At 42.4% G+C, this 24,093-nt stretch carries 23 protein-coding genes; 22 read left to right on the top strand and 1 reads right to left on the bottom strand.

Annotated elements, in window-relative coordinates:
• Positions 1–12 precede the first annotated feature (12 nt).
• The 17 genes from ECA01S_RS03065 to ECA01S_RS02985 all read left to right on the top strand — a co-directional run bounded on the left by ECA01S_RS03065 (position 13) and on the right by ECA01S_RS02985 (position 19,380).
• Positions 13–1,476, top strand: coding sequence for an alpha-amylase (locus ECA01S_RS03065; RefSeq protein ID WP_067390861.1), 1,464 nt, complete (start codon positions 13–15; stop codon positions 1,474–1,476).
• 145 nt (positions 1,477–1,621) lie between these two features.
• Positions 1,622–3,145: an ABC transporter substrate-binding protein/permease gene (locus ECA01S_RS03060; protein ID WP_067390858.1), complete on the top strand. Its 1,524-nt coding sequence runs from the start codon at positions 1,622–1,624 to the stop codon at positions 3,143–3,145.
• 10 nt (positions 3,146–3,155) lie between these two features.
• A complete protein-coding gene (locus ECA01S_RS03055) occupies positions 3,156–3,890 on the top strand; it encodes an amino acid ABC transporter ATP-binding protein (RefSeq protein WP_067390855.1) in 735 nt (244 codons plus the stop codon).
• Between the two features lie 91 nt (positions 3,891–3,981).
• On the top strand, positions 3,982–4,812 hold the full coding sequence (locus ECA01S_RS03050) for a dimethylarginine dimethylaminohydrolase family protein (protein ID WP_067390852.1): 831 nt from the start codon (positions 3,982–3,984) through the stop codon (positions 4,810–4,812).
• Between the two features lie 124 nt (positions 4,813–4,936).
• Positions 4,937–5,464, top strand: coding sequence for a YqeG family HAD IIIA-type phosphatase (locus ECA01S_RS03045; RefSeq protein WP_067390849.1), 528 nt, complete (start codon positions 4,937–4,939; stop codon positions 5,462–5,464).
• Positions 5,461–6,570: a ribosome biogenesis GTPase YqeH gene (gene yqeH / locus ECA01S_RS03040; protein WP_067390846.1), complete on the top strand. Its 1,110-nt coding sequence runs from the start codon at positions 5,461–5,463 to the stop codon at positions 6,568–6,570. Before ECA01S_RS03045 ends, yqeH begins: the two co-directional genes overlap by 4 nt.
• 14 nt (positions 6,571–6,584) lie before the next feature.
• The gene (yhbY, locus tag ECA01S_RS03035; RefSeq protein ID WP_067390842.1) at positions 6,585–6,896 is read left to right on the top strand and encodes a ribosome assembly RNA-binding protein YhbY; all 312 of its coding nucleotides are present in this window, start codon (positions 6,585–6,587) and stop codon (positions 6,894–6,896) included.
• A 12-nt stretch (positions 6,897–6,908) separates the two neighbouring features.
• Positions 6,909–7,553 (top strand): nicotinate-nucleotide adenylyltransferase, encoded by a 645-nt coding sequence (locus ECA01S_RS03030; RefSeq protein WP_067390839.1) that lies wholly within the window; start codon positions 6,909–6,911, stop codon positions 7,551–7,553.
• Entirely contained in the window at positions 7,546–8,124 is a 579-nt protein-coding gene (yqeK, locus tag ECA01S_RS03025; protein ID WP_067390836.1) for a bis(5'-nucleosyl)-tetraphosphatase (symmetrical) YqeK, read from the top strand. The genes ECA01S_RS03030 and yqeK overlap by 8 nt, the downstream gene beginning before the upstream one ends.
• Positions 8,125–8,151: 27 nt before the next feature.
• Positions 8,152–8,490 carry a ribosome silencing factor gene (rsfS, locus tag ECA01S_RS03020; RefSeq protein ID WP_174519959.1) on the top strand — a complete coding sequence of 113 codons (339 nt, stop codon included), beginning with the start codon at positions 8,152–8,154 and terminating at the stop codon, positions 8,488–8,490.
• 1 nt (position 8,491) lies between these two features.
• Positions 8,492–9,220 (top strand): class I SAM-dependent DNA methyltransferase, encoded by a 729-nt coding sequence (locus tag ECA01S_RS03015; RefSeq protein WP_067390830.1) that lies wholly within the window; start codon positions 8,492–8,494, stop codon positions 9,218–9,220.
• Positions 9,221–9,285: 65 nt separating this feature from the next.
• A complete protein-coding gene (locus tag ECA01S_RS03010) occupies positions 9,286–10,440 on the top strand; it encodes a nucleotidyltransferase (protein WP_067390827.1) in 1,155 nt (384 codons plus the stop codon).
• A gap of 89 nt (positions 10,441–10,529) precedes the next feature.
• Entirely contained in the window at positions 10,530–11,249 is a 720-nt protein-coding gene (locus tag ECA01S_RS03005; protein ID WP_067390825.1) for a YebC/PmpR family DNA-binding transcriptional regulator, read from the top strand.
• A gap of 460 nt (positions 11,250–11,709) precedes the next feature.
• A complete protein-coding gene (locus ECA01S_RS03000; protein WP_067390822.1) occupies positions 11,710–14,712 on the top strand; it encodes a VWA domain-containing protein in 3,003 nt (1,000 codons plus the stop codon).
• A complete protein-coding gene (locus tag ECA01S_RS02995; RefSeq protein ID WP_067390819.1) occupies positions 14,713–16,245 on the top strand; it encodes a SpaH/EbpB family LPXTG-anchored major pilin in 1,533 nt (510 codons plus the stop codon). It abuts the gene before it with no gap.
• Positions 16,246–16,261: 16 nt separating this feature from the next.
• Entirely contained in the window at positions 16,262–18,148 is a 1,887-nt protein-coding gene (locus tag ECA01S_RS02990; protein ID WP_067391133.1) for a SpaH/EbpB family LPXTG-anchored major pilin, read from the top strand.
• A gap of 65 nt (positions 18,149–18,213) precedes the next feature.
• Entirely contained in the window at positions 18,214–19,380 is a 1,167-nt protein-coding gene (locus ECA01S_RS02985) for a class C sortase (protein WP_067390816.1), read from the top strand.
• A gap of 66 nt (positions 19,381–19,446) precedes the next feature.
• Here ECA01S_RS02985 and ECA01S_RS02980 read toward each other — a convergent pair whose 3' ends face one another.
• The gene (locus ECA01S_RS02980) at positions 19,447–19,881 is read right to left on the bottom strand and encodes a universal stress protein (protein WP_067390813.1); all 435 of its coding nucleotides are present in this window, start codon (positions 19,879–19,881) and stop codon (positions 19,447–19,449) included.
• Between the two features lie 122 nt (positions 19,882–20,003).
• On the opposite strand from ECA01S_RS02980, the gene ECA01S_RS02975 reads away from it, so the two are divergent.
• The 5 genes from ECA01S_RS02975 to ECA01S_RS02955 all read left to right on the top strand — a co-directional run bounded on the left by ECA01S_RS02975 (position 20,004) and on the right by ECA01S_RS02955 (position 24,078).
• Positions 20,004–20,375, top strand: coding sequence for a hypothetical protein (locus ECA01S_RS02975; RefSeq protein WP_067390812.1), 372 nt, complete (start codon positions 20,004–20,006; stop codon positions 20,373–20,375).
• The gene (locus ECA01S_RS02970; protein ID WP_067390809.1) at positions 20,359–21,210 is read left to right on the top strand and encodes an aminoglycoside 6-adenylyltransferase; all 852 of its coding nucleotides are present in this window, start codon (positions 20,359–20,361) and stop codon (positions 21,208–21,210) included. The genes ECA01S_RS02975 and ECA01S_RS02970 overlap by 17 nt, the downstream gene beginning before the upstream one ends.
• Entirely contained in the window at positions 21,203–21,754 is a 552-nt protein-coding gene (locus ECA01S_RS02965) for a hypothetical protein (protein WP_067390806.1), read from the top strand. The genes ECA01S_RS02970 and ECA01S_RS02965 overlap by 8 nt, the downstream gene beginning before the upstream one ends.
• 84 nt (positions 21,755–21,838) lie before the next feature.
• Positions 21,839–23,635, top strand: a complete 1,797-nt coding sequence (locus ECA01S_RS02960; RefSeq protein WP_067390804.1) for a heavy metal translocating P-type ATPase — start codon at positions 21,839–21,841, stop codon at positions 23,633–23,635.
• The gene (locus ECA01S_RS02955; RefSeq protein ID WP_067390800.1) at positions 23,632–24,078 is read left to right on the top strand and encodes an ASCH domain-containing protein; all 447 of its coding nucleotides are present in this window, start codon (positions 23,632–23,634) and stop codon (positions 24,076–24,078) included. The genes ECA01S_RS02960 and ECA01S_RS02955 overlap by 4 nt, the downstream gene beginning before the upstream one ends.
• The last annotated feature ends 15 nt before the right edge of the window (positions 24,079–24,093 follow it).

Here is a 24,093-nt window from a genome sequence, read left to right as displayed (position 1 = left end):
GGAGTTGTTGAAATGAATAAAACGATTTTACAGGCTTTCGAATGGTATTTGGAAGCTGATGGGAAACATTGGCAACGACTGGCGGACTTGGCGCCTGAACTTAAAGGGCGCGGTATCAATGCCGTGTGGTTGCCGCCGGCTTATAAAGGAGCCCAGGGGAAAGATGATGTTGGCTACGGCACCTACGATTTGTATGATTTAGGCGAATTTGACCAAAAAGGGACGGTGTCCACCAAATACGGGACCAAAGAAGAATATTTGCAGGCTATCAAGACGTTGAAGGCTGCCGGAATTGCGGTATATGCAGATATTGTTTTTGACCATTTCATGGGAGCCGATGAGGAAGAACGCGTATCAGCGGTGAAATACAGCTATGATAATCGCAATGAAGCGATTAGTGGCGAGGAAGAGATTTTAGCTTGGACTAAATTTACCTTCCCTGGGCGTAAAGGGCAATATAATGACTACCAATGGACTTGGCATAACTTTTCTGGTGTGGATTATGATGCTCGTAAAAAAGACCATGCGATTTTTAACTTTGCTGATAAAGGTTGGGATCCTGAGGTAGACGATGAGAATGGAAACTATGACTATCTGATGGGCTGCAACTTAGATATGGAAAATAGCGAAACGGTCGCGCAACTAGATCAATGGGGCAAATGGTATCAAGCAGAAACGGATGTTGATGGCTACCGCTTAGATGCCGTCAAGCATATTCAATTTGATTACTTTGTGGATTGGCTCTTGCATCGTCGAGAAGAAAAAGAGGAAGAACTTTTTGTGGTGGGGGAGTATTGGTCTGATGAACTAGATAAGCTCACCAACTATCTCGACAGTTCAGGGAACTTGATCAGTCTGTTTGATGTGCCGCTGCATTTTAATTTGTTCCAAGCCTCTAACAGCAATGGCTCGTTTGATATGAGTCAAGTTTTTGCGGGAACGTTAGTTGAGGCGCGCCCGGATTGGGCGGTAACCTTTGTCGATAATCATGATACCCAAAAAGGCCAAAGCTTAGAGTCTTGGATCGAAGGCTGGTTCAAGGTCCATGCCTATGCGTTGATTTTATTAAGAGACGCGGGGACGCCAACGGTCTTTTGGAGTGATCTCTATGGTAGTCCGTCGCAGGGTGTTGAGCCAGTTGGGGAAGATTTAGATGTTTTGTTGAAATTGCGAGAAAACTTGGCTTATGGCAGCGAAGTGGACTATTTTGACGACCCTGATGTGATTGGTTGGGTTCGGACCGGGGACTTTGATCATGATTTGTCGGGCTACGCGGTGGTTATGACCAATCACTTAGGTGGTTGGAAGGAAATGACCATTAGTGCCGTCCATGGTGGTAAGACCTTTGTGGATATTTTAGGGAACAATCAGGAAAAAGTCATTTTAGATGAAAATGGAAAAGGCAACTTCCCAGTAAATGATGGACAGGTATCGATTTACGTTAATGAAGAAGTGGCACGTAAATGGAATGAATAATTTCTGAAAAATTTTGCATAAAGCATCAATTATGCATAAAAAAGCGAATAAAATGAATTTAAATACAAAAAAATCGAAAAAATGGATGAAATTTCAAAATTCTTGTGGTAAGATAACTCTACTGAAACGAGAGTGGGGAGAATAAATGAAAAAGATTATCACAATGTGTTTATTAGCAGTCAGTCTAGTTTGTTTAGGCGGCTGGTCTAGTGCGGAGGGCAGCGATAGTTCTAGCCAACCAACTAGCGATTATTTGCAAGCTATTCAAGAAAAAGGTGAATTAGTAGTCGGAACTTCGGCCGATTTTGCGCCTTTTGAGTTCCACAAAACCATCAATGGCAAGGATGAAATCGTTGGTGCGGATATTGATATCGCACAAGCTATCGCAGATGATCTGGGTGTAAAATTGAAAGTCATGGATATGGATTTCAATGCAGTGTTGGCAGCCTTACAAAATGGTCAAGTGGACTTGGCAATCTCGGGGATTTCGGCAACGCCAGAACGTCAAGAAACCTTTGACTTTTCGGAGCCTTATTATAATCCACCGCAACGACTATTAATCAATGTGAAAAATAAAGATAAGTTGACTGATATTGCGGCCTTTAATGGCTTGAAAGTCGGAGCTCAAAAAGGTTCTCTCCAAGAAATCGTGGTGCAAGAACAATTGTCCGACGCGCACTTGATTAGTTTGGCTAAAGTTCCTAATTTGGTTAATGAGTTGAAACAAGGTTCAATCGAAGGCTTGGTTTTAGAAGAAGCTATTGGCGAATCATACATTAGTCAAAACAAAGACATTATGTTCTCTGATGCTAAACTACAATCCAATGCTGACGAAGCCTTTGCTATTGCCTTACCAAAAAACAGTGGTGGGTTGAAAACGCAAGTTGATGCTTCATTGAAAAAATTAGTAGATGGCGATAAAATTGATGAATTTGTTTCAAAAGCCGTCAAACTAGCAGATCAAGATGAAACGCAATCAGTACCCTTTGCTTTCTTAAAGCAATACTATCCTTATTTCTTATCTGGTGTGGTAGTCACGTTGATTATTTCAGTGATCGTTGTTTTCTTCGGTACTCTATTAGGGATTTTGTTTGCTTTAATGAAATTATCAAGCGTGTCACCATTGCGCTGGATTGCCAACGTTTATATCGAAGTCCTACGGGGCACGCCGATGTTAGTGCAAATTTTGATTGGTTTTGGTATCTTACAGCATATTATCAGTGCGCCAATCCAAACAATTGGTGTCTTAGACATTGATCTATCCCGTCTATTGCCAGGGATTATCGTCCTTTCCATGAACTCCGGTGCTTATGTAGCTGAAATCGTACGTGGCGGAATCAACGCAGTCAATAAAGGACAAACGGAAGCAGCTCATTCACTGGGCTTGCGTCCGATGCAAACGATGCGTTACGTGATTTTACCGCAAGCGTTACGGAATATTTTACCAGCGTTAGGGAATGAATTTATCACTGTAATCAAGGATAGTTCTTTGCTTTCCACGATTGGTATTTACGAATTGCTGAACAGCGCGCAAATTGTGGTTTCTAGTACCTTTATCCCGCTAGAACCATTGTACGTAGCAGCAGCAATTTACTTCATTCTGACCTTCACGACTTCCCGTGTGTTGGGGCTGTATGAACGGAAACTTGGCAAAGGTTATCAAAGATAGGAGCATGGATATGGCAGAGACATTGATCAGCGTACAAGATTTGCATAAATCTTTCGATAAAAATGAAGTATTAAAAGGGATTGATTACGACATCAAAAAGGGACAAGTCATCGTAGTGATTGGGCCTTCTGGCTCTGGTAAAAGTACCTTCTTGCGGTGCTTGAACTTATTGGAAAATCCTACAAGTGGCAAGATTCTTTTTGAAGGTGTCGATATTACCGATAAACAAAATGACATCTTCACCATGCGGGAAAAAATGGGCATGGTGTTCCAACAGTTCAATCTATTTCCTAATATGACGGTGTTAGAGAATATTACGCTTTCACCAATCAAAGTGAAAAAACTAGAACCAAAGGCTGCCGAAAAAATTGCCTTGGAGTTGTTGCAAAAGGTTGGTCTAGGGGACAAAGCCAATGCTTATCCCCAGTCGTTATCGGGTGGACAGCAACAACGGATTGCCATTGCCCGGGCATTAGCGATGCAGCCTGATGTGATGCTGTTTGATGAACCAACTTCAGCATTGGACCCTGAGATGGTAGGGGAAGTGCTGGGGGTTATGAATGACTTGGCTCATGAAGGAATGACGATGGTTATTGTGACCCACGAAATGGGCTTTGCAAAAGAAGTCGGTGATCGCGTGGTCTTCATGGACGGAGGCGTCATCGTAGAAGAAAATACACCGGAAGCAATTTTCAGTGCACCACAAAACCCGCGGACCATCGATTTTCTTTCAAAAGTTTTATAAACATAACAGGAATGCGCCTTTTTACGAGGGGCATTCCTGTTTTATTTTTCAGCGCTTTCAGCTTTTGTTACAATAGGAGTGAGGTGATGAGATGTTTGTCAAAAATAGTACAGCAACACTACGACGGGTGTTACTAACAACGCCTGAATATTTGGAAGTGGAACCTATCGATGTGATTTCTAGCTATTGGGCGGAAAAAGGTATCGACGAAGCACAAGTGGCCGCGGAACATCAGTCACTTATTACTGCATACCGGGAAAACGGTGTGTCTGTGGAGGTTTTTCAAGCAGGGGCCTTTCCCAATGCTGTTTTTGCCCGTGACTGCGGGTTTATGCTGCCGGACGGCGTGCTATTAGGGAACTTCCGTGAAGAAATTCGCCATCCTGAACAAGCCGCCTATGCTGAGAAATTTCGCCAGCTAGAGATTCCCATCGTGGGCAAAGTGACGAAAGGTGTCGTAGAAGGCGGCGACTTCTTCTTTTTAGATGATGATACTTTGTTGTTAGGCCAAGCTGCGCGGACGGATGAAACCGGCGTTGAACAGGTGAAACAGCTAGTAGGCAATCGCTACAAAGTTGAAACAGTAAAATTACCAGCAGCTTATTTACATTTAGATATGTGCTTCAACTTAATTACACCACAGCTTGCAGTTGGCTATCGGGAAGCCTTTACGCCAGATTTTCTCAACTTGTTAGCCGAGCGCGGAATCACGCTTATTAGTCAAGATGAGGCCACGATTTTTCGTCATGGCTACAATCTCCAAAGCTTAGGGGACAACCGAGTCTTGTCGCTAGCTCAAAATCAGGTAATGAATGAAGCTCTAACGAAAGCCGGAGTCGAAGTGATTCCCGTGGCGATTAGCGAAATTTTAAAAGCAGGTGGCGGACTTCACTGCATGACATTCCCATTAGAGCGTTGGTAGTTGCACTGGAAAAAAAACAAGCGGTAGGCTATAATGAAGTGTTGCAGACATATCACGAAAGGTCTGCTCATAGAACAGCGTAGGCTTTTGTTCTATTCAAAAAGATTCGTGAGAGGAGTTACGCATGTTCGCGAAATTTGAACCAACCTGGCTAGTAGAAGCCATTTATCAAATCACACCAGAACAATTACGAGAACTAGGCATCAAGGCCGTTTTAACTGACTTGGATAATACCTTGATTGCTTGGAACAATCCTGATGGTACGCCAGAGCTGTTGGATTGGATTAAAACCATGCGGGAAGCAGAAATTCCGGTAGTGGTGGTATCCAATAACAAAGCCAGCCGAATTGAGCGCGTCGTGAAGCATTTAGGATTGTCCTATGTTGCGCGCGCTATGAAGCCCTTAACGAAGGGGTTTAAGGAAGCAGAGAAGATTTTAGGCTTACAACCTTCCGAAATGATTATGGTCGGCGATCAGATCATGACGGATATCCGTGGTGCCAACGCTGCCGGGATTCGCACGGCTTTAGTGAAGCCCGTTGTGGAGACGGACGGCTGGAACACGCGCATTAATCGTTTTATGGAACGCCACGTGGTCAATCATCTGCAGAAGAAAACAGGTGCTTGGGAATGGAAGGAAGGCTTGAAATGACAGAAACAATTCATTGTATTGGGTGCGGTGCGGAAGTTCAGACAGAACGCCCCAACGAATTAGGCTATACGCCGCCAGCAGCATTGGAAAAAGGGCTGGAAAGTGGCGAAGTTTATTGCCAACGCTGCTTCCGCTTACGCCACTATAACGAGATTCAAGATGTTCATTTAACGGATGATGATTTTTTACGTTTGCTGAACGAGTTAGGCAAGACAGATGCCTTAATCGTGAATGTGGTGGATATTTTCGACTTTAACGGTTCGTTGATTCCTGGCTTACATCGCTTTATCGGCGACAACCCAGTATTATTAGTGGGCAACAAAGTGGATATTTTACCGAAATCACTGAAAAAGCCGCGGTTGACCCAATGGATGCGGGAACGCGCCCATGAAGAAGGCTTGCGGCCTGTGGATGTGATGTTGACCAGTGCCCATAAACCCCATGAAATGACGGAACTCTTGGAGGCGATTGAGAAATATCGTGAAGGTCGCGATGTTTATGTAGTGGGAGTGACCAATGTTGGAAAATCAACGCTGATCAACCAAATCATCAAGCAGACGGCGGGAATCCAAGACTTAATCACAACGTCGCAATTTCCAGGAACGACGCTGGATAAAATTGAGATTCCTTTAGAAGATGGTCACTTTTTAGTGGACACGCCGGGAATCATTCACCGTCACCAAATGGCTCACTATTTAGGCAAAAAAGATTTAAAGATTATTGCACCTCATAAAGAGATCAAGCCAAAAGTTTACCAGTTAAATCCGGAACAAACCTTGTTCCTAGGTGGTTTAGCACGCTTCGATTTTATCCAAGGGGAACGCAGCTCACTAATCGCTTATGTCAGCAATGACTTGGCATTGCACCGCACCAAGCTTAGCAATGCCGATCAGTTTTACGAAAAACACGTGGGGGGACTTTTACAGCCACCGCGTCCAGAAGAAGTCGCCGATTTTCCAAAACTCGTGCGCTTTGAATTCTCCATTAAAGAAAAAACCGATATCGTATTTGCGGGTCTCGGCTGGATTACTGTAACGAAACCAGGCGTTGTGGCTGGTTGGGCGCCTAAAGGTGTCGATGTGATCAAGCGGAAAGCCTTGATATAGAAAGAAGGACAATTATGGAATTAAGAGGGAAACAAAAGCGCTTCTTGCGCAGCCAAGCCCATCATTTACAACCGATTTTTCAAATTGGCAAAGGCGGTATCAACAGTGCCATGCTGACTCAAATCGGTGAAGCACTAGAAAAACGTGAACTGATTAAAATCAGCTTATTGCAAAATACCGATGAAATCGCCCCAGAAGTCGCTGAAATTTTAGAAAAAGAAGTTCACTGTGACATCGTGCAGATTATTGGTCGGGTCTTAGTCTTGTACAAACCATCAAGTAAAGAAAAATACCAAAAGATCTCCCGCGAAGTCGCAAATATGTAAGGAGGGTTCCTCATGAGTCATATGCAGGCGCGGGTGTTGACTCCGAAGATCGAGATTCAAGAGGAGCTGGCACTCTTTCAACGTAGAAAACAAATTGGGCTGTTAGGGGGCAACTTCAACCCTGTTCACCAGGCCCACCTAGTGGCATCGGAACAAGTTTACCAGCAGTTGTCGTTAGATCAGGTTCACTTGATGCCGACTTATGAGCCACCCCATGTGGATGAGAAGCAGACCATTGACGCCGAGCATCGTTTGAAAATGCTTGAACTAGCTATTTTCGGGAATCGTCATTTGGGAATCGAAACCATTGAATTGGAGCGTGGCGGTAAGAGCTACACCTACGAAACGATGAAGGCCTTAAAGCAAAATAATCCTGATACGGACTATTACTTTATTATTGGCGGCGATATGGTGGAATATTTACCGAAATGGTCGCATATTGAAGAGCTGGTGACCTTGGTACAGTTTGTAGGGATTCGCCGGCCGCATTACGGCGTGGAAACACCTTACCCCATCATGTGGGTGGATGTACCGCAAATGGATATCAGCTCCACCAGTATCCGCCAGCAGATTCAGCAAGGCAAAAGTCCACGGTACTTGCTACCGGACCCAGTTTTGGCTTATATTCAAGAAAAGGGGTTGTATCTGCATGAATGAGTATACAAAAGCAGCACGGGAAAATTTAATGCAGGCTGTCCAAATGCGCATGAGTGAACGGCGTTTCCAACATGTCCTAGGAGTAGAAGAAGCGGCTGTCGCCTTGGCGGCCCGTTTTGGCGCTTCTGAGGATAAAGCGAGTATCGCCGCCTTAACCCACGACTATGCCAAAGAACGACCGGATGATGAGATGATAATGATCATTAAGGAAGCCGGTTTCGATCCAGAACTGCTAGAATATGGCAATCCCATTTGGCATGGTGTAGTGGGCGCTTATCTAGTGGAAAAAGAATTAGGGATTACTGATCCCGAAATCTTACAGGCCATTCGCCTGCATACTACGGGCGCAGCAGAAATGTCCACCTTAGATAAAATCATCTATGTGGCAGATTATATCGAACCTGGTCGTCGTTTTCCCGGTGTGGAAGATGCCCGAGCAGTGGCGCTAGTCGATTTAGATGAAGCGGTGGCCTTTGAAACGAAGCATACCTTAGCCCATTTAATTGAGATGGAAACACTAGTTTATCCAAAGACCCTCGAAACCTATAATCGCTGGGTCGCTAAGAAATAGGAGGGAAACATCATAGATAGTCAGAAAATTTTAGAAATCGCCGTGAAAGCAGCGGATTCCAAACGAGCAGAAGATATCGTGGCACTTGACGTGCACAAAATTTCCTTGTTAGCCGATTACTTTGTCATCTGTAACGGGGGCAGCGAACGTCAAATCAAAGCCATTGTGGACGAAGTCGTGGAACAAGAAGAAATCGCCGGAGTCACCATCAAACGTATTGAAGGAAAAGACGGCGGCAAATGGATCTTAGTTGACTTGGGCGATGTCATCGTTCATGTTTTCAGCGAATCAGAACGTCAATTCTACAATTTAGAAAAATTATGGTCAGACGCACCGTTAGTCAACCTAACAGAATGGGTCGACTAAGATGGCTTATGAAACCTTTGCCTTTGTATATGACGAGGTAATGGACACTAGCCTCTATCAACGCTGGCTGGATTTTACCAAACGCCATATCGAACCAGACACGAAACGGATTCTGGAGCTGGCTTGTGGTACCGGCGCTTTGGCGGTAGCTTTTGCCAAGGAAGGTTATGAAGTCACTGGTCTTGACCTTTCTGAAGAGATGCTGATGGTGGCTAGTGAACGGGCCTTTGAAGAAGAAGTCGCCGTTCAGTTTGTGGCGGGGAACATGCTGGATCTTTCCGAAGTCGGCAATTATCCAGTTATTACCTGCTACTCAGATTCCTTGTGCTACATGGCGAATCGCCAAGAAGTCCAACAAGTCTTCGATGAGGTCTATCAAGCGTTAGAGGAAGACGGAATCTTTTTATTCGACGTTCACTCGACTTACCAAATCGACGAAGTTTTTCCCGATTATAGCTACCATTATCAAACCGATGATTTTGCGTTTTTATGGGAAAGCTATGCCGGTGAAAAAGCGCATAGTATCGAACATTTCTTGACCTTCTTCGTGCAAGAGGGTACACTGTTCCGGCGTATCGACGAGCTGCATCAAGAACGAACCTATCCGTTAGCGGATTATTTGATGATGCTGGAAAGTGCCGGCTTCAGCTCCGTTGAACCTTACGCTGATTTTATCGACAGCGAACCAAATGAAAAAAGCCGCCGCTGGTTTTTCGTGGCGAAGAAATAGACATACTAGAGAGAGCTGTGCGTATCCGCGTTGCAGCTCTTTTTTAGCAGAAAGGAGTCGCAAAAATGAAGGCATGTGGCGTTATTGTAGAATATAATCCCTTCCATAATGGGCATCGCTACCATCTGCAGCAAGCTCGTGAGCAAACTGGTGCGGATGTTGTGGTGGCGGTGATGAGCGGCAATTTTCTTCAACGGGGCGAACCGGCAATAGTCGATAAGTGGACTCGTGCAGAGATGGCCTTGTTGCAAGGAGCAGATCTGGTGATTGAGCTGCCTTTTGCTTATGCGGTCCAGTCAGCCGATTATTTCGCAGCGGGTGCGGTCAAGCTATTACAGGCTCTCCAAGTAGAATCACTGGTCTTTGGGACGGATGTCAAAGAAACCGTCGATTATCAAGGATTTGGGGCGTTTGTAGCCAATCATCAAGCTGAAATTGATACCCGTTACCAAGCTATGCGCAATAATGGGCAAAGCTATCCGCAACAAATGACCGCTCTCTTCCGTGAACTACTAGGACTGCCTTTAGATTTTTCCTCGCCTAACCATATTTTAGGGTTGAGCTATGCAAAGGAAAATGCGAAGTACTCACAGCCAATGACATTGATTCCGATTCACCGCGAGCAAGCAGGCTACCACGATGAAATGATTAAGGGAACGATTGCCAGTGCCACTGCTATCCGCAAAGGCTTGGAGGCAGGAACAGATGTCGCTTTAACTATGCCTAAAACAAGTTGGGGATTATTACAGACCCAACCGCTAATTAGCTGGCAGAATTTCTGGCCGTTGTTACGGTATCAGCTACTAGTCCAAACGCCTAGCGATTTAAGGCGCATCTATCAAATGACAGAAGGTATTGAATACCGCTTACAGGCTGCTGCCGAAAAAGCCGAAACGTTCGCGGCTTTTATTGAAGCTGTCAAAACAAAACGTTATACTTGGACGCGGCTCCAACGACTTTGCTGCTATATTTTAGGCCAAGTGACGGAAAATGAGATACAGGGAACTTGGCAGAATACTTTTATACATGTTCTAGGTTTTACCTCAAAGGGTCAGCAATTTCTGAAAGAACGCAAAAAGACGGCCGACTTGCCAATCCTGACTAGAATCGGTCGCGATACGTCGAACTTTTCTTTGGATGAAAAAATCAGCCATCTTTATCAGTTGGGTAGTCCTAAAATTAGTGAGCAAGTTTACGGACGGTTTCCGTTGCAACGTTAAAAAAGACTTAACAAACCGCGTGGAACCAAGTATAATAATTACCGTGTGTAATTAAAAAATGATGACTAAAAGAAAGCGAAGTGAGAATAATGGGTCGTAAATGGGCAAACATCGTCGCAAAGAAAACTGCGAAAGATGCAAATAACAGCCGAATTTATGCAAAATTTGGAATCGAAATTTATGCGGCAGCAAAATCGGGTGATCCTGATCCTCACGCCAACCAAAAATTGCGTTTCGTTATTGAACGGGCGAAAACTTACAATGTACCAAAACATATCATTGACCGCGCCATTGAAAAAGCAAAAGGTTCTGGCGATGAACAATTTTCAGAATTACGTTATGAAGGCTTCGGCCCTAGCGGCTCCATGGTGATTGTGGATACTTTAACAAATAACGTCAATCGTACCGCAGCCGACGTTCGCGCAGCTTTCGGTAAAAACGGCGGTAACATGGGTGTATCCGGTGCCGTAGCGTATATGTTTGACAATACTGCTTTGTTTGGCTTCGCCGGTGAAGACGCGGATGACGTGTTGGAATATTTGATGGAAAAAGACATCGATGTGCGGGACGTAGTGGAAGAAGACGGTCAAATCATGGTCTACGGTGAACCAGGTGACTTCCAAGTCATCCAAGACGCCCTGAAAGAAAAAGGCGTATCAGAATTTACCGTAGCAGAATTAGAAATGGTTCCACAAAACGACGTTACCTTAACAGGTGAAGACCTAGAGAAATTTGAAAAAATGATCGACGTTTTGGAAGAGTTAGAAGACGTTCAAAAAGTCTATCATAATGTAGATTTAGGAGAATAAAATGAAGCTCGCTATCAACTTTTGAAGAATTGGTAGCGAGCTTTTTTTGTTTGTAGCAGGAGAAAATCGAAAAAGATTTTCTCTTTTTATTTTGTTCTTATTTTCACATAAAAAGACGTTTTCAGTTCACATTATCATATTTACAAAGAATAAAGTTGTGAAATTTGTGTCAATTTCTATTTTTAAAAAACATTTTCTTTTTTATGAATGAAGCCTTGCAGCACAAAAATTCATCTTGAAACATAACAGATATAATTTCTGAAACAATGGAAGTATTCTTATAATACAAAGGAAAATAAAGATATTTAAAATTAAAATAACAACTGGTTTTATTTTGTTTTCTTCTTTTAATTTTTTGTCAAAAAAACAAATAATTGTTCTTTTTTGTGAGGCTGTTACGTTCTTGGAACGACCCTAAAATGAAATCATTCTTATTAGTTAAAAAAGGTAGGAGAAGAGAATGAAAACTAGGACATGGAAGAGCAGGTTCGTTTTTTTGTTGGGCGTCCTCGTCATCTTGCTTCCTTTTGGACAGTCACTGGCGACGGGAATAACCGCTATCGCTGTCACATTGGAAAAAGAGGAAACAGCACAGGAACTATTTGACAATGAGTATGGGAACGGAAAAATCACCTATACACGTGAAGGGGATAGCATTAACTGGGAATTAGCTGTTACTAAGACAGTCCAAGACAACCCTACTCGATTTGTAGCTACATTAAAAAATGCTGATGGCATCGTGATGCCTCAGTTATCAAAAAATGATCAATTTAAAGTAAGTGATGATTCGTCTAGTCAAGATTACGGGAAAATTTTGCAAAAAGATGCTTCAGCGAAGGAACAAAAAGAAACCATCAAATTTACCACGGCGTCCTTAGATAAAGCTACACTAACGGTGGCTTTTCTAGATGAAGAAGGAACAAAAGCATTATATGAAAAAGATATTACAATAGAAATTCCAGCATCTGAAGAAGCAGCGACAGAGCCAGAAGCTTCGACTGAAAGCTCTACAGAGGCAACTGTTGCCAGCAGCGATAGCAGTGTCGCGACTGAAACGACCGATAGTGCTACTCAGACTAGCGGAAGTACTGACGCAGCCTCAGTTGACAGCTCAAGCACTGAAAGCAGTGATGTCACTGACTTAGGCGATGCCGACGAAGCAACAGTTGATTCCGCTAAAAAAGAAGCTGAAAAGAAATATGAAGAAACAGGCAGACCACAAGTAATTACGCGGAGTGCTGCAGATAGCTTGGTTTTTTCCGGAAGAACATACGCAAATATCGAGCCTCAATATATTACTGATAACAGTGGGACTTATCCGGAATACTCTTGGATTCCCAATGGAAATACGAATGTTATAAATCATCAAGGGAATGTTGGCGGAGGAACTTCCTGGGATAAGCTAACATCATGGAATGGAGATCCAACTAATCTAGAAAACTCTTATATAGAATATGGCGGAACCGGAGCAGATGCCGATTTTGCAATTAGAAAATATGCAGTTGAAAGCGCTGGAAACCCAGGACTATTTGATGTCTACCTCAATGTTAGGGGAAACGTCATGAAAAACATTAATCCAATAGACGTTATGTTAGTTGTCGATTGGTCTGGCAGTATGATGAAAAATGACAGAATTCAGAATGTTCAAGAGGGGGTTAAATTATTCGTTGAAACATTAAAAAAGGGTGGTATTACCAATCAAATAAACTTAGGGTACATAGGATATTCTAGTGAGGGATCCAAATATAGTAATGGAAAAATTGGTTTAGCACCTTTCAATGAAGTCGCTAATCAGATTGAACAATTTACACCATCAAGGGTGTCCGGGGGAACATTTACTCAAAAAGCTCTTCGTGATGCTGATACTGAGCTTAGTAAGAAAAATCCAGATCATAAAAAGGTTATCGTACTTTTAACTGACGGCGTTCCAACCTACAGTTATAAAGTGAATAAAGTTAAAACTACAACAGGCCGAGGTGTTCTTTATTATGGGACTGGTTTTACTAATGTGGTTGAAGGAACAGGCTCGACTTCTAAAATTAGTGGAAATGAGACTGCTACTGATGAAAATGGTGTTAAGAGGGATATAGATAACACTTTCATAGCAACGGTAGGCGAGGCTATGAGAATCAAAGAAAAAAATATCGAGATCCATGGTTTAGGGATTCAGTTGCAAGACGATGCAACGGCAGAACTATCTTCTGTTGATGTGGCTAATCGCATGAAGCAAATTGTCTCAAAAAATAATAGTGGCGAATTTTTTTATGAAGAAGCTAAACAATCCGAGGATATTGCGACGTATCTTTCAACTAAGGCAGTCCAAATTATTAGTACCGTAAATAGCGGTGAAATAGTAGATCCGCTGGGAGGTCAATTTACTTATCAACCAGAAACATTAAATCTGAAAAGTGTGGGAGAGATAACGGCTATTTTACCTAAAGAGTACAAGCAACCGTTTGATGGGACCTTAACAATTTCAAATCTTAATTTAGGTAAGGGGCAAGAAGTTCAAGTACACTATCAAGTCAGAATACAAACTGAAAATCCTGATTTTATTCCAGAATATTGGTATCCACTGAATGGAAGGACAACCTTTTTGCCAAATAAGGAGAACGATAAAGATATAGTAGACTTCGGTGTTCCTTCTGCAAAAGCACCAGGTACGACAATAGATTTAACTAAAAAATGGGATGAGTTTGATAATAATATACTAGGAAGATCAGATTTATTGTTCCAGGTTAGTAGGAATGAAATTCCTATGGGTTTTTTGAAAATAACTAGTCAAAATGAAAAATCAAATGATAAAAATACATGGAGTAGGATAGGCGTTCAGAAAATTTCTGCTGCAGATTCACCTTATAGCGAAACAATTTGGTTACCAAAATTTGATAATCAAGGTAATGATTTTAAATATGCAATTAGTAAAGAACTAACAGAACTTACAAATTATGAATCAACTAAAATTGATGATAATACTTGGAAAAATACTAAGATATTTACCCCTTTGTCTTTAAAGATTACTAAGAAAGATAGTATTACTGGAAGTTTACTGAAGGGTGCTGAGTTTGCTATTTCTGGTGGTGATTTAAGCGAATCAACTTTGCTCGAATCAATAGGTGATGGAACTTATGTGTTACCCAAAAATATTACTTTAAATAAGGGGAAAGTTTACGAGGTAAGAGAAGCAAAAAGCCCAGAAGGTTATCGAATGTTGAATGATCCAATTCAAATAGAAATTGATACAACTGGAAAGGTAAGTATATCTAACAAAGAACTATCTAACGCTGATTTAACTGTGTCTGACAATGTCATAACTTTCGATGTTCCCAACAAAGCCAAAGTCCCGCTTCCTTCCACTGGTGGTTCGGGTACGTGGATGTACTATCTAGCTGGCTCACTAGCATTGGTTGTGGTGGGCGGTTATCTCTTTTACCGTTCTCGTAATAGTAAGGGGGTGGCGTAGATGAAGAAGATGCTGTTAGCATTTACTAGTTTACTGCTGTTTGTACCTCTAATGATGGGGATGTCGGCCAGTGATACGTCGAAGGATAATCGTGTGGATATTGTGTTACACAAGATTGCTTTTCCGTATGGAGAGATGCCGGCTGATAGTGAAAACACAGGCCGTGCGGATGACGATCATGCCTCCTTATTAAAGGAATATCACGGTTTGAATAATGTGAAATTTGAAGTTTTCGATGTTTCTCGGAAATTTTATGAGTTGAGAAATTCTGGAATGTCGGCGGAACAAGCGCAACAAGAACTTGCGAAACTTGGTCCAAATAAAGTTCGGGTTGCGGAAGGAATCACCCACCGCGCCAGCGAAGGGGAAAAACGCTACACGGTAGCTGATGTGGAAGATGGTTTGCTGGTTTTCAATCTTGCTGCGAAATCTGCACAAGCGAAAGGGCAAGATGCAGTGTACTTGATTCATGAAGCTAGTGCCCCAAAATACATTAATACTGTTTCGAAAGATTTGGTTGTAGTGCTGCCAGTTTACGATGGCGATGCAGTTTTAAATCCGATTCATCTTTATCCGAAGAATGAACGGAAACAAACGATTCCACCTCGGTTTAATAAGGTCGTGACGGACGGTAAAGCCAATTATAACTTTGGTGATAAGATTCCTTTCACGGTAACAACCACGGTACCAGATGATTTGACCGACTATAAATACTTTAAAATTACGGACCAAGCGGATGATGTTCTACATTTTAATCCGGAATCGTTAAAGGTCACGATTGATGGCAAAGAGGTCAGCTTCCTGTATGAAAAAAACGTTCGCGAGCATGGTTTTGAATTGAATTTTAAGGATATTGACAAGTTATCCGATTACGAAGGAAAAACCATCGTAATCACTTATACCGATACCTTGATGAGTCATGAAAAAGTCGATGCAAAGATTGTGAATACCGCTTCGCTAGATACGGACTTCGATAAAATCACCAAGGAAGTGGACGTTAAGACTGGCGGCAAAAAATTTGTAAAGGTGGATATGGCGGATAATACTAAGCTATTAGCTGGTGCCGAGTTTGTCGTCTTAAATGAGCAAAATCAATATCTCGTGCAAAATAAAGATGGTTTTGCTTGGGAAGATTCCATGGACACCTCGAATCTTGTTAAGTTGGTTTCAAATCAAAAAGGCGCATTTGAAATCACTGGTTTAGCCTATGGCAAGTATCAGCTACAAGAAATTACCGCGCCGAATGGGTACCAATTAAATCAATCTCCGGTTGAATTTATTATTAGCGAAACGAGCTATGATATGGCAGATGGTGTACTGAAAGTTGTCAACAAGGCGACTGAAACGCCACCTAATAAGCCAGATAAACCAAACAAGCCGAAGGTACCGGATACAAACAAACCAAATACCAAACACCATTTTCCAAAAACCAATGAAATCTTGAACAATAAGATGGTTTGGTTAGGTGCTATCATGATTCTCATCGTGATCATTGTGTTTGTTCGCAATAAAAAGGAAAAAAATGAAGAATAAAAAGGGGTTAAAGAAGATGAAAACAAGAAAACAGAAGATTTGGGGAATTATTGCAACATTAATTATGGTATTTCCTTTCGTATTAGGACTTGGTAATGCTAAAAATGTATTTGCTGATGATAATACAGATATGGCTAATATTATCATCCATAAAAAGAAAATGACGGGTGAGAAAGTACCTAATCCACTGATTCAAAATAGTGGTAATGAAATGACAGAGTTTGATAACTATCAAGGGCTAGCAGGTGTTACTTTTAGTGTCTATGATGTTACGACTGAATTTTATAACAGTCGCGCTGCTGGTACTTCAGTGGATGATGCTAAAGCTGAAGTAAAAAATTTGACTCCAAATACTCCAATTGCTCAAGGAACTACAAATGCAGATGGGAATCTTACTTTGAATTTACCGAAAAAACAAAATGGCAAAGATGCGGTCTATACGATTAAGGAAGAACCGAAAGATGGGGTTGTACCTGCTGACAATATGGTAGTTGCCTTTCCAGTTTATGAAATGATTAAACAGACAGATGGTTCTTATAAATATGGAACAGAAGAATTAAGCACAATTCATATCTACCCTAAAAACGTAGTCTCTAATGACGGAAGTTTACAGGTGAAAAAAGTAGGTACCGCTAAAAATGAAGGCTTGAATGGTGCGGAATTTATCATTTCAAAATCTGAAGGCGAATCAAACACAGTCAAATACATCCAAGGAGTTAAAGATGGCTTGTATACTTGGACTATGAATAAAGAGAAAGCAAAACATTTTATTACTGGCTATAGCTATGGTATCGGAGAAAATAAATTTACAGAAGCGGAAAATGCAGAAGGTGAACTGAATGTTAAAAATCTTGAAGCTGGTGCCTATACGCTAGAAGAAGTAAAAGCGCCTAATAACGCAGCATTAATTGACAATCAAACAAAAACATCCTTTACGATTAGTACCGAAAAACAAACAGTCGAATTAACCATTAAAAATGATACATCAAAGGTTGAAAAAACAACGCCTCAATTGGAAGGCAAAGATGTAGCAATCGGAGAAAAAATTCAATATCAAATTTCTGTTAACATTCCTTCAGGGATCGCAGATAATGACAGTAATGGAAATAAATATGTGAAATTCAATTTAGTCGATACGCATGATGCGGCGTTAACCTTTGATAACCAAACTTCTGGAGACTATGGGTATGTATTATATGATGGAGAAAAAGTGATTTCTTCAAAAAAATACCAAGTTACTGAACAAGATAATGGATTTACGGTTGCTGTTAATCCAAAGTTTATTCCTTCATTAACGCCTGGTGGCATCTTAAAATTTGTTTACTTTATGCATTTAAATAAAACGGCAGACCCAACGAAAGGGTTTAAAAATGAAGCCAACGTTGATAATGACCATACTAAAGATAAAACACCTCCAACTGTTGAAGTTGTAACGGGTGGCAAACGTTTCATTAAAGTCGATGGTGATGTAACATCTGCTAAAACACTAGCGGGTGCATCATTTGTTGTTCGTAACGAAAACAGTGATACAGCGAAATATTTGAAGATCGATGACACAAAGGCAGTAAGTTGGGTGGATGCTAAAGAAGCAACAATTTTTACTACCGAAGATGACGGCTTGATTGCGATTACTGGTCTTAAATACGGTACCTACTTCTTAGAAGAAACAGTGGCACCAAACGATTATGTTTTATTATCGAATCGTATTGAGTTTACAGTTAACGACGCTTCTTACGGAACAACAGAAAAGTTAGTTGATCCACAAAAAGTACCAAACAAACACAAAGGTACTCTCCCTTCCACTGGTGGTAAAGGGATCTATGCTTTCATCGCAATTGGTACGATTGCGGTAGCGGGCGCGGTATTCTACTTTACACGTGGACGGAAACAAACTGAAGCGTAAACGAACTGAACTGGGACAGAAGCCGTGAATGGCTTCTGTCCTGATTTTGCTATAAGGAGCGTCTCATGAAAAAAGCAGCGAAGAAGAAAACAACGAAAAAAAGAACGATTTTGGATATTTTGATGGTTTTATTGCTGATTTTTGGGATCGGGGCGCTGTCTTATCCATTTATCAGTGACACGCTGAATATTTTTTTGGATCAGCAAATCATCAATTATTATCAAGCCAAAGCAAACGCTGAGAACGAAGAAGCCATGCAGGCGGCACAAGCGAAGATGGAACAGAAAAACAAAGAATTAGCGGAAAAAGGTAGCAATCCGGGGGCTGATCCCTGGTCTGATGCGACAAAGAAGAAAAAAGTGCCTACGAATCCACCGAAAGACTATTATCAAACCCATACGATTGGCGTTATCAATATCCCTAAAATCAAAGTGAAGCTGCCAATTTTTGACACGACTAATGATTTATTTTTAGCAAAAGGGACATCACTATTAGAAGGGACTTCTTATCCAACGGGTGGTGAAAGCACTCACGCTGTCATTTCGGGACACCGAGGGTTGCCAGAAGCGAAGCTGTTCACGGATTTACCAGAACTAAAAAATGGGGATCAGTTCTACGTTGAGATCAATAGAGAAATCCATGCCTATGAAGTGGATCAAATCAAAGTGATCGAACCGACGAATACCGATTATCTGCAGATTGAAAAGGGCAAGGATTACGTCACACTCTTGACCTGTACGCCTTACATGATTAACAGTCACCGACTGTTGGTGCGCGGGCACCGCATTCCATACGTGCCTGAAATGGCAAAAGAATTGGATAAAGCTGACCAATATCAATTGCTACGTGTGATTGGTATCATAGTGGGAAGTCTCCTCTTGATTGGCTTGCTCGTTTGGGCTATTTTGCGCCATGCTCGTATGTTAGCAATCGGGAAAAAACGTTACTTGCTAGATTTTACGATTCTTGCTGGTGGTCAGCCTTTAACAGATGTTCGCTTTGAAGTTTATGACCGCAAAGGCAAAAAACACATTACCCGTGACCAACAACCACTAGTAGCGGTAAGTGATAACGAAGGACGAGTCATGATTGAAGCCATGCTGGGTGGGAAATATGTACTGAAGTCTGCGCGAGGAGATATAAAAATTCATATTCGTAAGGTTTCTGATAAACGGTTTACTTTAAAAAGTAAAAAATGGCAACAAGATAAAGCTTTTGTTTTGACGCAATGACACAATAAAGAAGCGACTTTGAACTGATAAGTTCAGAGCCGCTTCTTTGTTTACTCTTTAAGTTTCCTATCGCACTACCAACACGTTACACGGCGCATGCTCCACGACATAGCTAGTGGTGGTGCCCACTTTAGCGCGTTGTAGGGCGCCTTTGCCGGTGGCGCCAATTACGATTAGGTCTATGGCGTGTTGTTCGGGAATCACGGTACTGATGACGTGTTTGGGATCGCCAATCTCGACGATGGGAGTAATTTCTGCGATGCCAAATTCATCGGCATCATGGACTTTTTTCAACAGTTCGACTTCAATGGCTTCTTTTTCTTGTTGTAAAATTTTGGACGGGGCAAAGGAACTATACGTGACTTCGATTTCATTGACGATGCAAGCAATGTACAGGCTACCGTTATTTTCTTTAGCGATTCGCATCGCCTCATTGAACGCGACTTCCGAATTTTTTGAGGAATCCACTGCAACTAAAATGTTTTTATATTCTCTCAACATATTCCTCACCTCCTACTATTAGTATAACAGAAATATTTAGAAAACGCTTTCTTTGGAAGCTTGTAACGTTGTTTTTAGGAGCGATATGCTACACTAAAAATAAGAAAAGGGAGGTGTGGGCGATGTCGAAAGAACCTAAATTTCTGCAAAGAATCCCGCAGTGGTTATCTAGTGAGGTCTCGATTTTTATCTATTTATTTTTGTTTTTCTATCTGGTTGTGTTTGCGGTATTGACAATGGTGATTCCAGCCTTGAGTGCGTGGAAACCTTCTGCCGATATTCAGCTGATTTTAGGCAATTATACGAATGTGTTGAGTGCTTTGGGGGCTTCTTTAGCGGCGGGTAGTGGTTTGAAGGTGCACAAGAGCTTAAAGAGTTTGCATGACAAGCATGATGCCGCTTATGCAGAACTGCAAGCGACGATTGAGAAATTGCATGAAAAGATTGACCGTTTAGAAGAGAGGAGCGAGCAGGCTGATGGCAAAACGCAGTGAGACAGAGATGATGCAGCTGATTTTGGAGACGGCTAAATCACTGCCAGAAGTGGTGGCGGTGGCGATGAATGGTTCGCGGGCTAATCCTAAGCTGCCAAAGGATGCGTATCAAGATTTCGATATTGTCTATTTTGTGACGGACAAAGAGCCGCTTTTAGCGGATCGTTCTTGGCTGAGGGCTTTTGACGAAGTTTTGATTATGCAAACGCCTGAGGAAATGACGCTTTTTCCACCTTCTTTAGGAGAGCGATTTACATTTTTAATGCAGTTTACAGATGGCAATCGGCTTGATTTGATGCTGTGTCCCCTTAGTGCTATTCCGGAATGGGCGGAGGATCCGTTGGTGGAAGTATTATATGATCCGCAACATCTTTTACCGCAACGCGTCCCAACGGATGAACCTTTTTGGCTTAAGCAGCCGACCCAAGCGGAGATTTTAGATTCTTGGAATGAGTTTTGGTGGTTATCTTTATATGTTACCAAAGGGTTACAGCGGCATGAGTTGGTCTATGCGATGGATCATCATCAAAGCTGTGTCTATGAGTATTTGCGTTTGCTGGAATGGCTTGCGGGCTTTCGCGCAGGCTTTCAACAAAGTATCGGCAAGCATGATAAATGGCTGTTTCATTTACTACCGGAAAAAGAGGTGGATTTTGCTCAATGTCTCAGTTACCGGACGGAAGCTGAAACCTGGGAGTCGCTTTTGGGATTGCAACGACTTTTTAACCGTGATATGGCAGAGTTAGCAGTGCTTAGTGGCTTTGATTATCCCCAAGCGCAAGGAGAGGCTATTATTTCTTATACTTTAGGATTGCGAGGATCAATCAATGAGTAACGTCACGATTTATGTCAGAGATCAAGCGCGGCATTACTATTTTGAAAAGATTACGACAGATTTGTTTACGGAGGCAGAACGCGTTGAGACCGTCTTCACGAAAGCCGAGTTGGGGGAAGCCATCGATCAGCATTTGGTCACGTTGTTTAAACGGATAATAGATCAGTTGGAAAAAATTGGTGAGGTAGAGGACTATTTACAAGTTTTGAGCTTTCGTATTCAAAATGGCTATGACTCTGTCTTTGTCAGCCAGCATTTTCTTGTTTACGAAAACCCTGAGCTAGAGGCATTATTGGACCACGTTTTAGCAGAAGTGGCGGATCCTTTGGCGGAGGGCTATTTTGAATCGTTAATCGATTATTTAGAGGGTCGCTTAGATGATGAAGTTTTTGTGGATTTCCGTTTAAATGGTGATGAATTGTTGCTGGAGGCTAGTAGTCATGGACGCAAAGTCAAGCTGGTGGAAGGTTTGCGGCAACTTGTAATTGATTATGAAGAATCCTTCGAGCGGGTGGCAACAGAGCTATTGGAAAGTCTGGAGTAAACGAGAGTGAAAGTTGTTTTCATTTAAGGGTTTTGATGCTGTCTATTTTCTGAAACCTTCTATAATAAGGGTGAGGTGAGGAAAATGGGACACTTTAAAAAATTCTTATTAACGCTTGTGATTGGCGCTTTGGCACTAGTCTCAGAGTTTGTATTACATCAACCAACTTGGGCCTTTATTTTAATTGCGGTTTTAGGCTCATTATTAGCATTTTCAATGCTGATCGAAATGATCCAAACATTGCGCTCAGGTCGCTATGGGGTGGATATTCTCGCCATCACAGCCATTGTCGCAACCTTATTGGTGGGGCAGTACTGGGCTAGCTTAGTGGTTTTGATTATGTTGACTGGTGGCGATAGCTTAGAGGACTATGCTAGTAAACAAGCTAGTAAGGAATTGCGCTCCTTGTTGGATAATTCGCCCCAAATCGCTCATAAAGTGACGGCAACTGGTTTGGTAGATATTCAAGTGGAGGCAGCCGTCATTGGGGACCAACTGGTAGTGAAACCGGGAGAAATCGTGCCGGTCGATGGTGAAATCACTGAGGGTAGTTCGTTGTTTGACGAATCCTCTTTAACCGGCGAAGCCCGACCTATCACGAAGCAAGTTGGGGATGAGTTGATGTCAGGGGCCGTCAATGGTGATGGGGCCGTGACTTATACAGTCACGAAACGCCCTGAGGATAGTCAGTATCAAACGATTATCAAATTGGTCAAGGAATCACAAGAAAAACCGGCTCATTTTGTGCGGATGGCGGATCGCTACGCCGTACCATTTACCGCAGTTGCTTATCTGATTGGCGGTGTGGCGTGGTTTCTTTCCAAGGATCCGGTGCGTTTTGCAGAGGTCTTAGTCGTGGCTTCACCTTGCCCATTGATTTTGGCAGCGCCCATTGCGTTAGTTGCCGGTATGAGTCGCACGAGTCGCAACGGGATTGTCGTGAAAACAGGAACGAGCATTGAAAAATTAGCAGCGGCTAAAACCGTTGCTTTCGACAAAACTGGCACCATTACCGAGGGCCAGCTACATGTAACGGACCTTGTACCAACTGAAGCGTTCTCTCCTGAAAGTCTTTTGCAGATAGCCGCTAGTGTGGAACAAAATTCTAGCCATATTCTGGCACGTTCATTAGTTGCGGAGGCGAAAAAGCGGCAGTTGGCGTTTTTACCGGTTAGTGATTTGAAAGAAGTGACAGGGGCAGGTGTGGTAGGTGTCATCCAACAACACACGGTTCGCGTCGGCAAAGCGGATTTTGCCAATACAGTTGAAACGGAGCAACAAACGAGTGTCTATGTATCACAAGATGGTGATTTTATCGGTAAAATCACTTTTACAGATCAAATCAGACCGGAAGCGGCGGCTACGATTCGCCAATTGAAGGAGCTTGGGGCCGAGGATATCATGATGCTAACGGGAGACGGCGCAGAGGCAGCCCAAGAAATCGCCCAAGCAGTTGGCATCACGACTGTACATGCGGAGTGTTTGCCTAAAGATAAAATCACGGTTTTAAAAGAAGTGATAGCTGAAAAACGGCCGGTAATCATGGTAGGCGATGGTATTAATGACGCTCCTGCTTTAGCGGTGGCTGATATTGGGATTGCTATGGGGGCGCATGGTTCCAGTGCCGCCAGTGAAAGCGCTGATGCCGTGATTTTGAAAGATGACTTGACGCGAGTATCGGCGGCAGTCACGATTTCGCAAGATACCATGAAAATCGCCCGTCAATCAGTCTTGATTGGTATTTTCATTTGCGTGGGCTTGATGCTCGTCGCAGCCACAGGAGTCATTCCCGCTTTACTAGGAGCGGCTTTACAAGAAGTAGTGGATACTGTTTCGATTTTAAGTGCGCTGCGAGCAAAAAATGATCGGAGGACGACATGACAATCGAAAGTTATTGGCAAGAATTTATGCAAAAACATCCCGAAGCGGCGGGTGCCAAGTATGAAGCGTGGGCTTTTGGTAATGATCCCCAAATGGCGGATGAATTATTGCAGCTAGTATTAGCTGGTAAAAAAACGGCTACCACTTCTGCCAAAGAGTTGTATGCGTTAGATGACGAAGCTTATCCAGAGGTGGGTGGCTATAGCGTGCTTTTAGATGGCCAAGATAATCCCCGAGCAGTCATTGTGACAACTAAATTGGAGGAAACTACCTTTAAAGAGGTAACGCCTGAATTTGCCGCCACTGAAGGTGAAGGAGATGGCAGTCTAGCCTACTGGCGAGCAGGACATATCAAATTTTTTACAAGAGAATATGAAAAATTCGGTCTAGTTTTTCATGAAGACATTCCCGTTTTGTGTGAGACCTTCAAAGTAGTATACTAAAAGCAAGTAATTTTA

It is taken from the genome of Enterococcus canis NBRC 100695, from assembly GCF_001544375.1.
Taxonomy (GTDB): Bacteria; Bacillota; Bacilli; order Lactobacillales; family Enterococcaceae; genus Enterococcus_H; species Enterococcus_H canis.
This window is presented reverse-complemented; position numbering and strand designations above follow the sequence as displayed.

Bases quoted from the DNA above. Each gene is read 5' to 3' on its own strand.
- ECA01S_RS02960 (WP_067390804.1), top strand. From the start codon at position 21,839: ATGGGACACTTTAAAAAATTCTTATTAACGCTTGTGATTGGCGCTTTG.
- ECA01S_RS03065 (WP_067390861.1), top strand. From the start codon at position 13: ATGAATAAAACGATTTTACAGGCTTTCGAATGGTATTTGGAAGCTGAT.
- yqeH (WP_067390846.1), top strand. From the start codon at position 5,461: ATGACAGAAACAATTCATTGTATTGGGTGCGGTGCGGAAGTTCAGACA.
- ECA01S_RS03005 (WP_067390825.1), top strand. From the start codon at position 10,530: ATGGGTCGTAAATGGGCAAACATCGTCGCAAAGAAAACTGCGAAAGAT.
- ECA01S_RS03000 (WP_067390822.1), top strand. From the start codon at position 11,710: ATGAAAACTAGGACATGGAAGAGCAGGTTCGTTTTTTTGTTGGGCGTC.
- ECA01S_RS02975 (WP_067390812.1), top strand. From the start codon at position 20,004: ATGTCGAAAGAACCTAAATTTCTGCAAAGAATCCCGCAGTGGTTATCT.
- ECA01S_RS02985 (WP_067390816.1), top strand. From the start codon at position 18,214: ATGAAAAAAGCAGCGAAGAAGAAAACAACGAAAAAAAGAACGATTTTG.
- ECA01S_RS03050 (WP_067390852.1), top strand. From the start codon at position 3,982: ATGTTTGTCAAAAATAGTACAGCAACACTACGACGGGTGTTACTAACA.
- ECA01S_RS03015 (WP_067390830.1), top strand. From the start codon at position 8,492: ATGGCTTATGAAACCTTTGCCTTTGTATATGACGAGGTAATGGACACT.
- ECA01S_RS03060 (WP_067390858.1), top strand. From the start codon at position 1,622: ATGAAAAAGATTATCACAATGTGTTTATTAGCAGTCAGTCTAGTTTGT.
- ECA01S_RS02980 (WP_067390813.1), bottom strand. From the start codon at position 19,881: ATGTTGAGAGAATATAAAAACATTTTAGTTGCAGTGGATTCCTCAAAA.
- ECA01S_RS02990 (WP_067391133.1), top strand. From the start codon at position 16,262: ATGAAAACAAGAAAACAGAAGATTTGGGGAATTATTGCAACATTAATT.
- ECA01S_RS03010 (WP_067390827.1), top strand. From the start codon at position 9,286: ATGAAGGCATGTGGCGTTATTGTAGAATATAATCCCTTCCATAATGGG.
- ECA01S_RS02995 (WP_067390819.1), top strand. From the start codon at position 14,713: ATGAAGAAGATGCTGTTAGCATTTACTAGTTTACTGCTGTTTGTACCT.
- yqeK (WP_067390836.1), top strand. From the start codon at position 7,546: ATGAATGAGTATACAAAAGCAGCACGGGAAAATTTAATGCAGGCTGTC.
- ECA01S_RS02965 (WP_067390806.1), top strand. From the start codon at position 21,203: ATGAGTAACGTCACGATTTATGTCAGAGATCAAGCGCGGCATTACTAT.
- ECA01S_RS03045 (WP_067390849.1), top strand. From the start codon at position 4,937: ATGTTCGCGAAATTTGAACCAACCTGGCTAGTAGAAGCCATTTATCAA.
- ECA01S_RS03030 (WP_067390839.1), top strand. From the start codon at position 6,909: ATGAGTCATATGCAGGCGCGGGTGTTGACTCCGAAGATCGAGATTCAA.
- ECA01S_RS02955 (WP_067390800.1), top strand. From the start codon at position 23,632: ATGACAATCGAAAGTTATTGGCAAGAATTTATGCAAAAACATCCCGAA.
- yhbY (WP_067390842.1), top strand. From the start codon at position 6,585: ATGGAATTAAGAGGGAAACAAAAGCGCTTCTTGCGCAGCCAAGCCCAT.
- ECA01S_RS02970 (WP_067390809.1), top strand. From the start codon at position 20,359: ATGGCAAAACGCAGTGAGACAGAGATGATGCAGCTGATTTTGGAGACG.
- ECA01S_RS03055 (WP_067390855.1), top strand. From the start codon at position 3,156: ATGGCAGAGACATTGATCAGCGTACAAGATTTGCATAAATCTTTCGAT.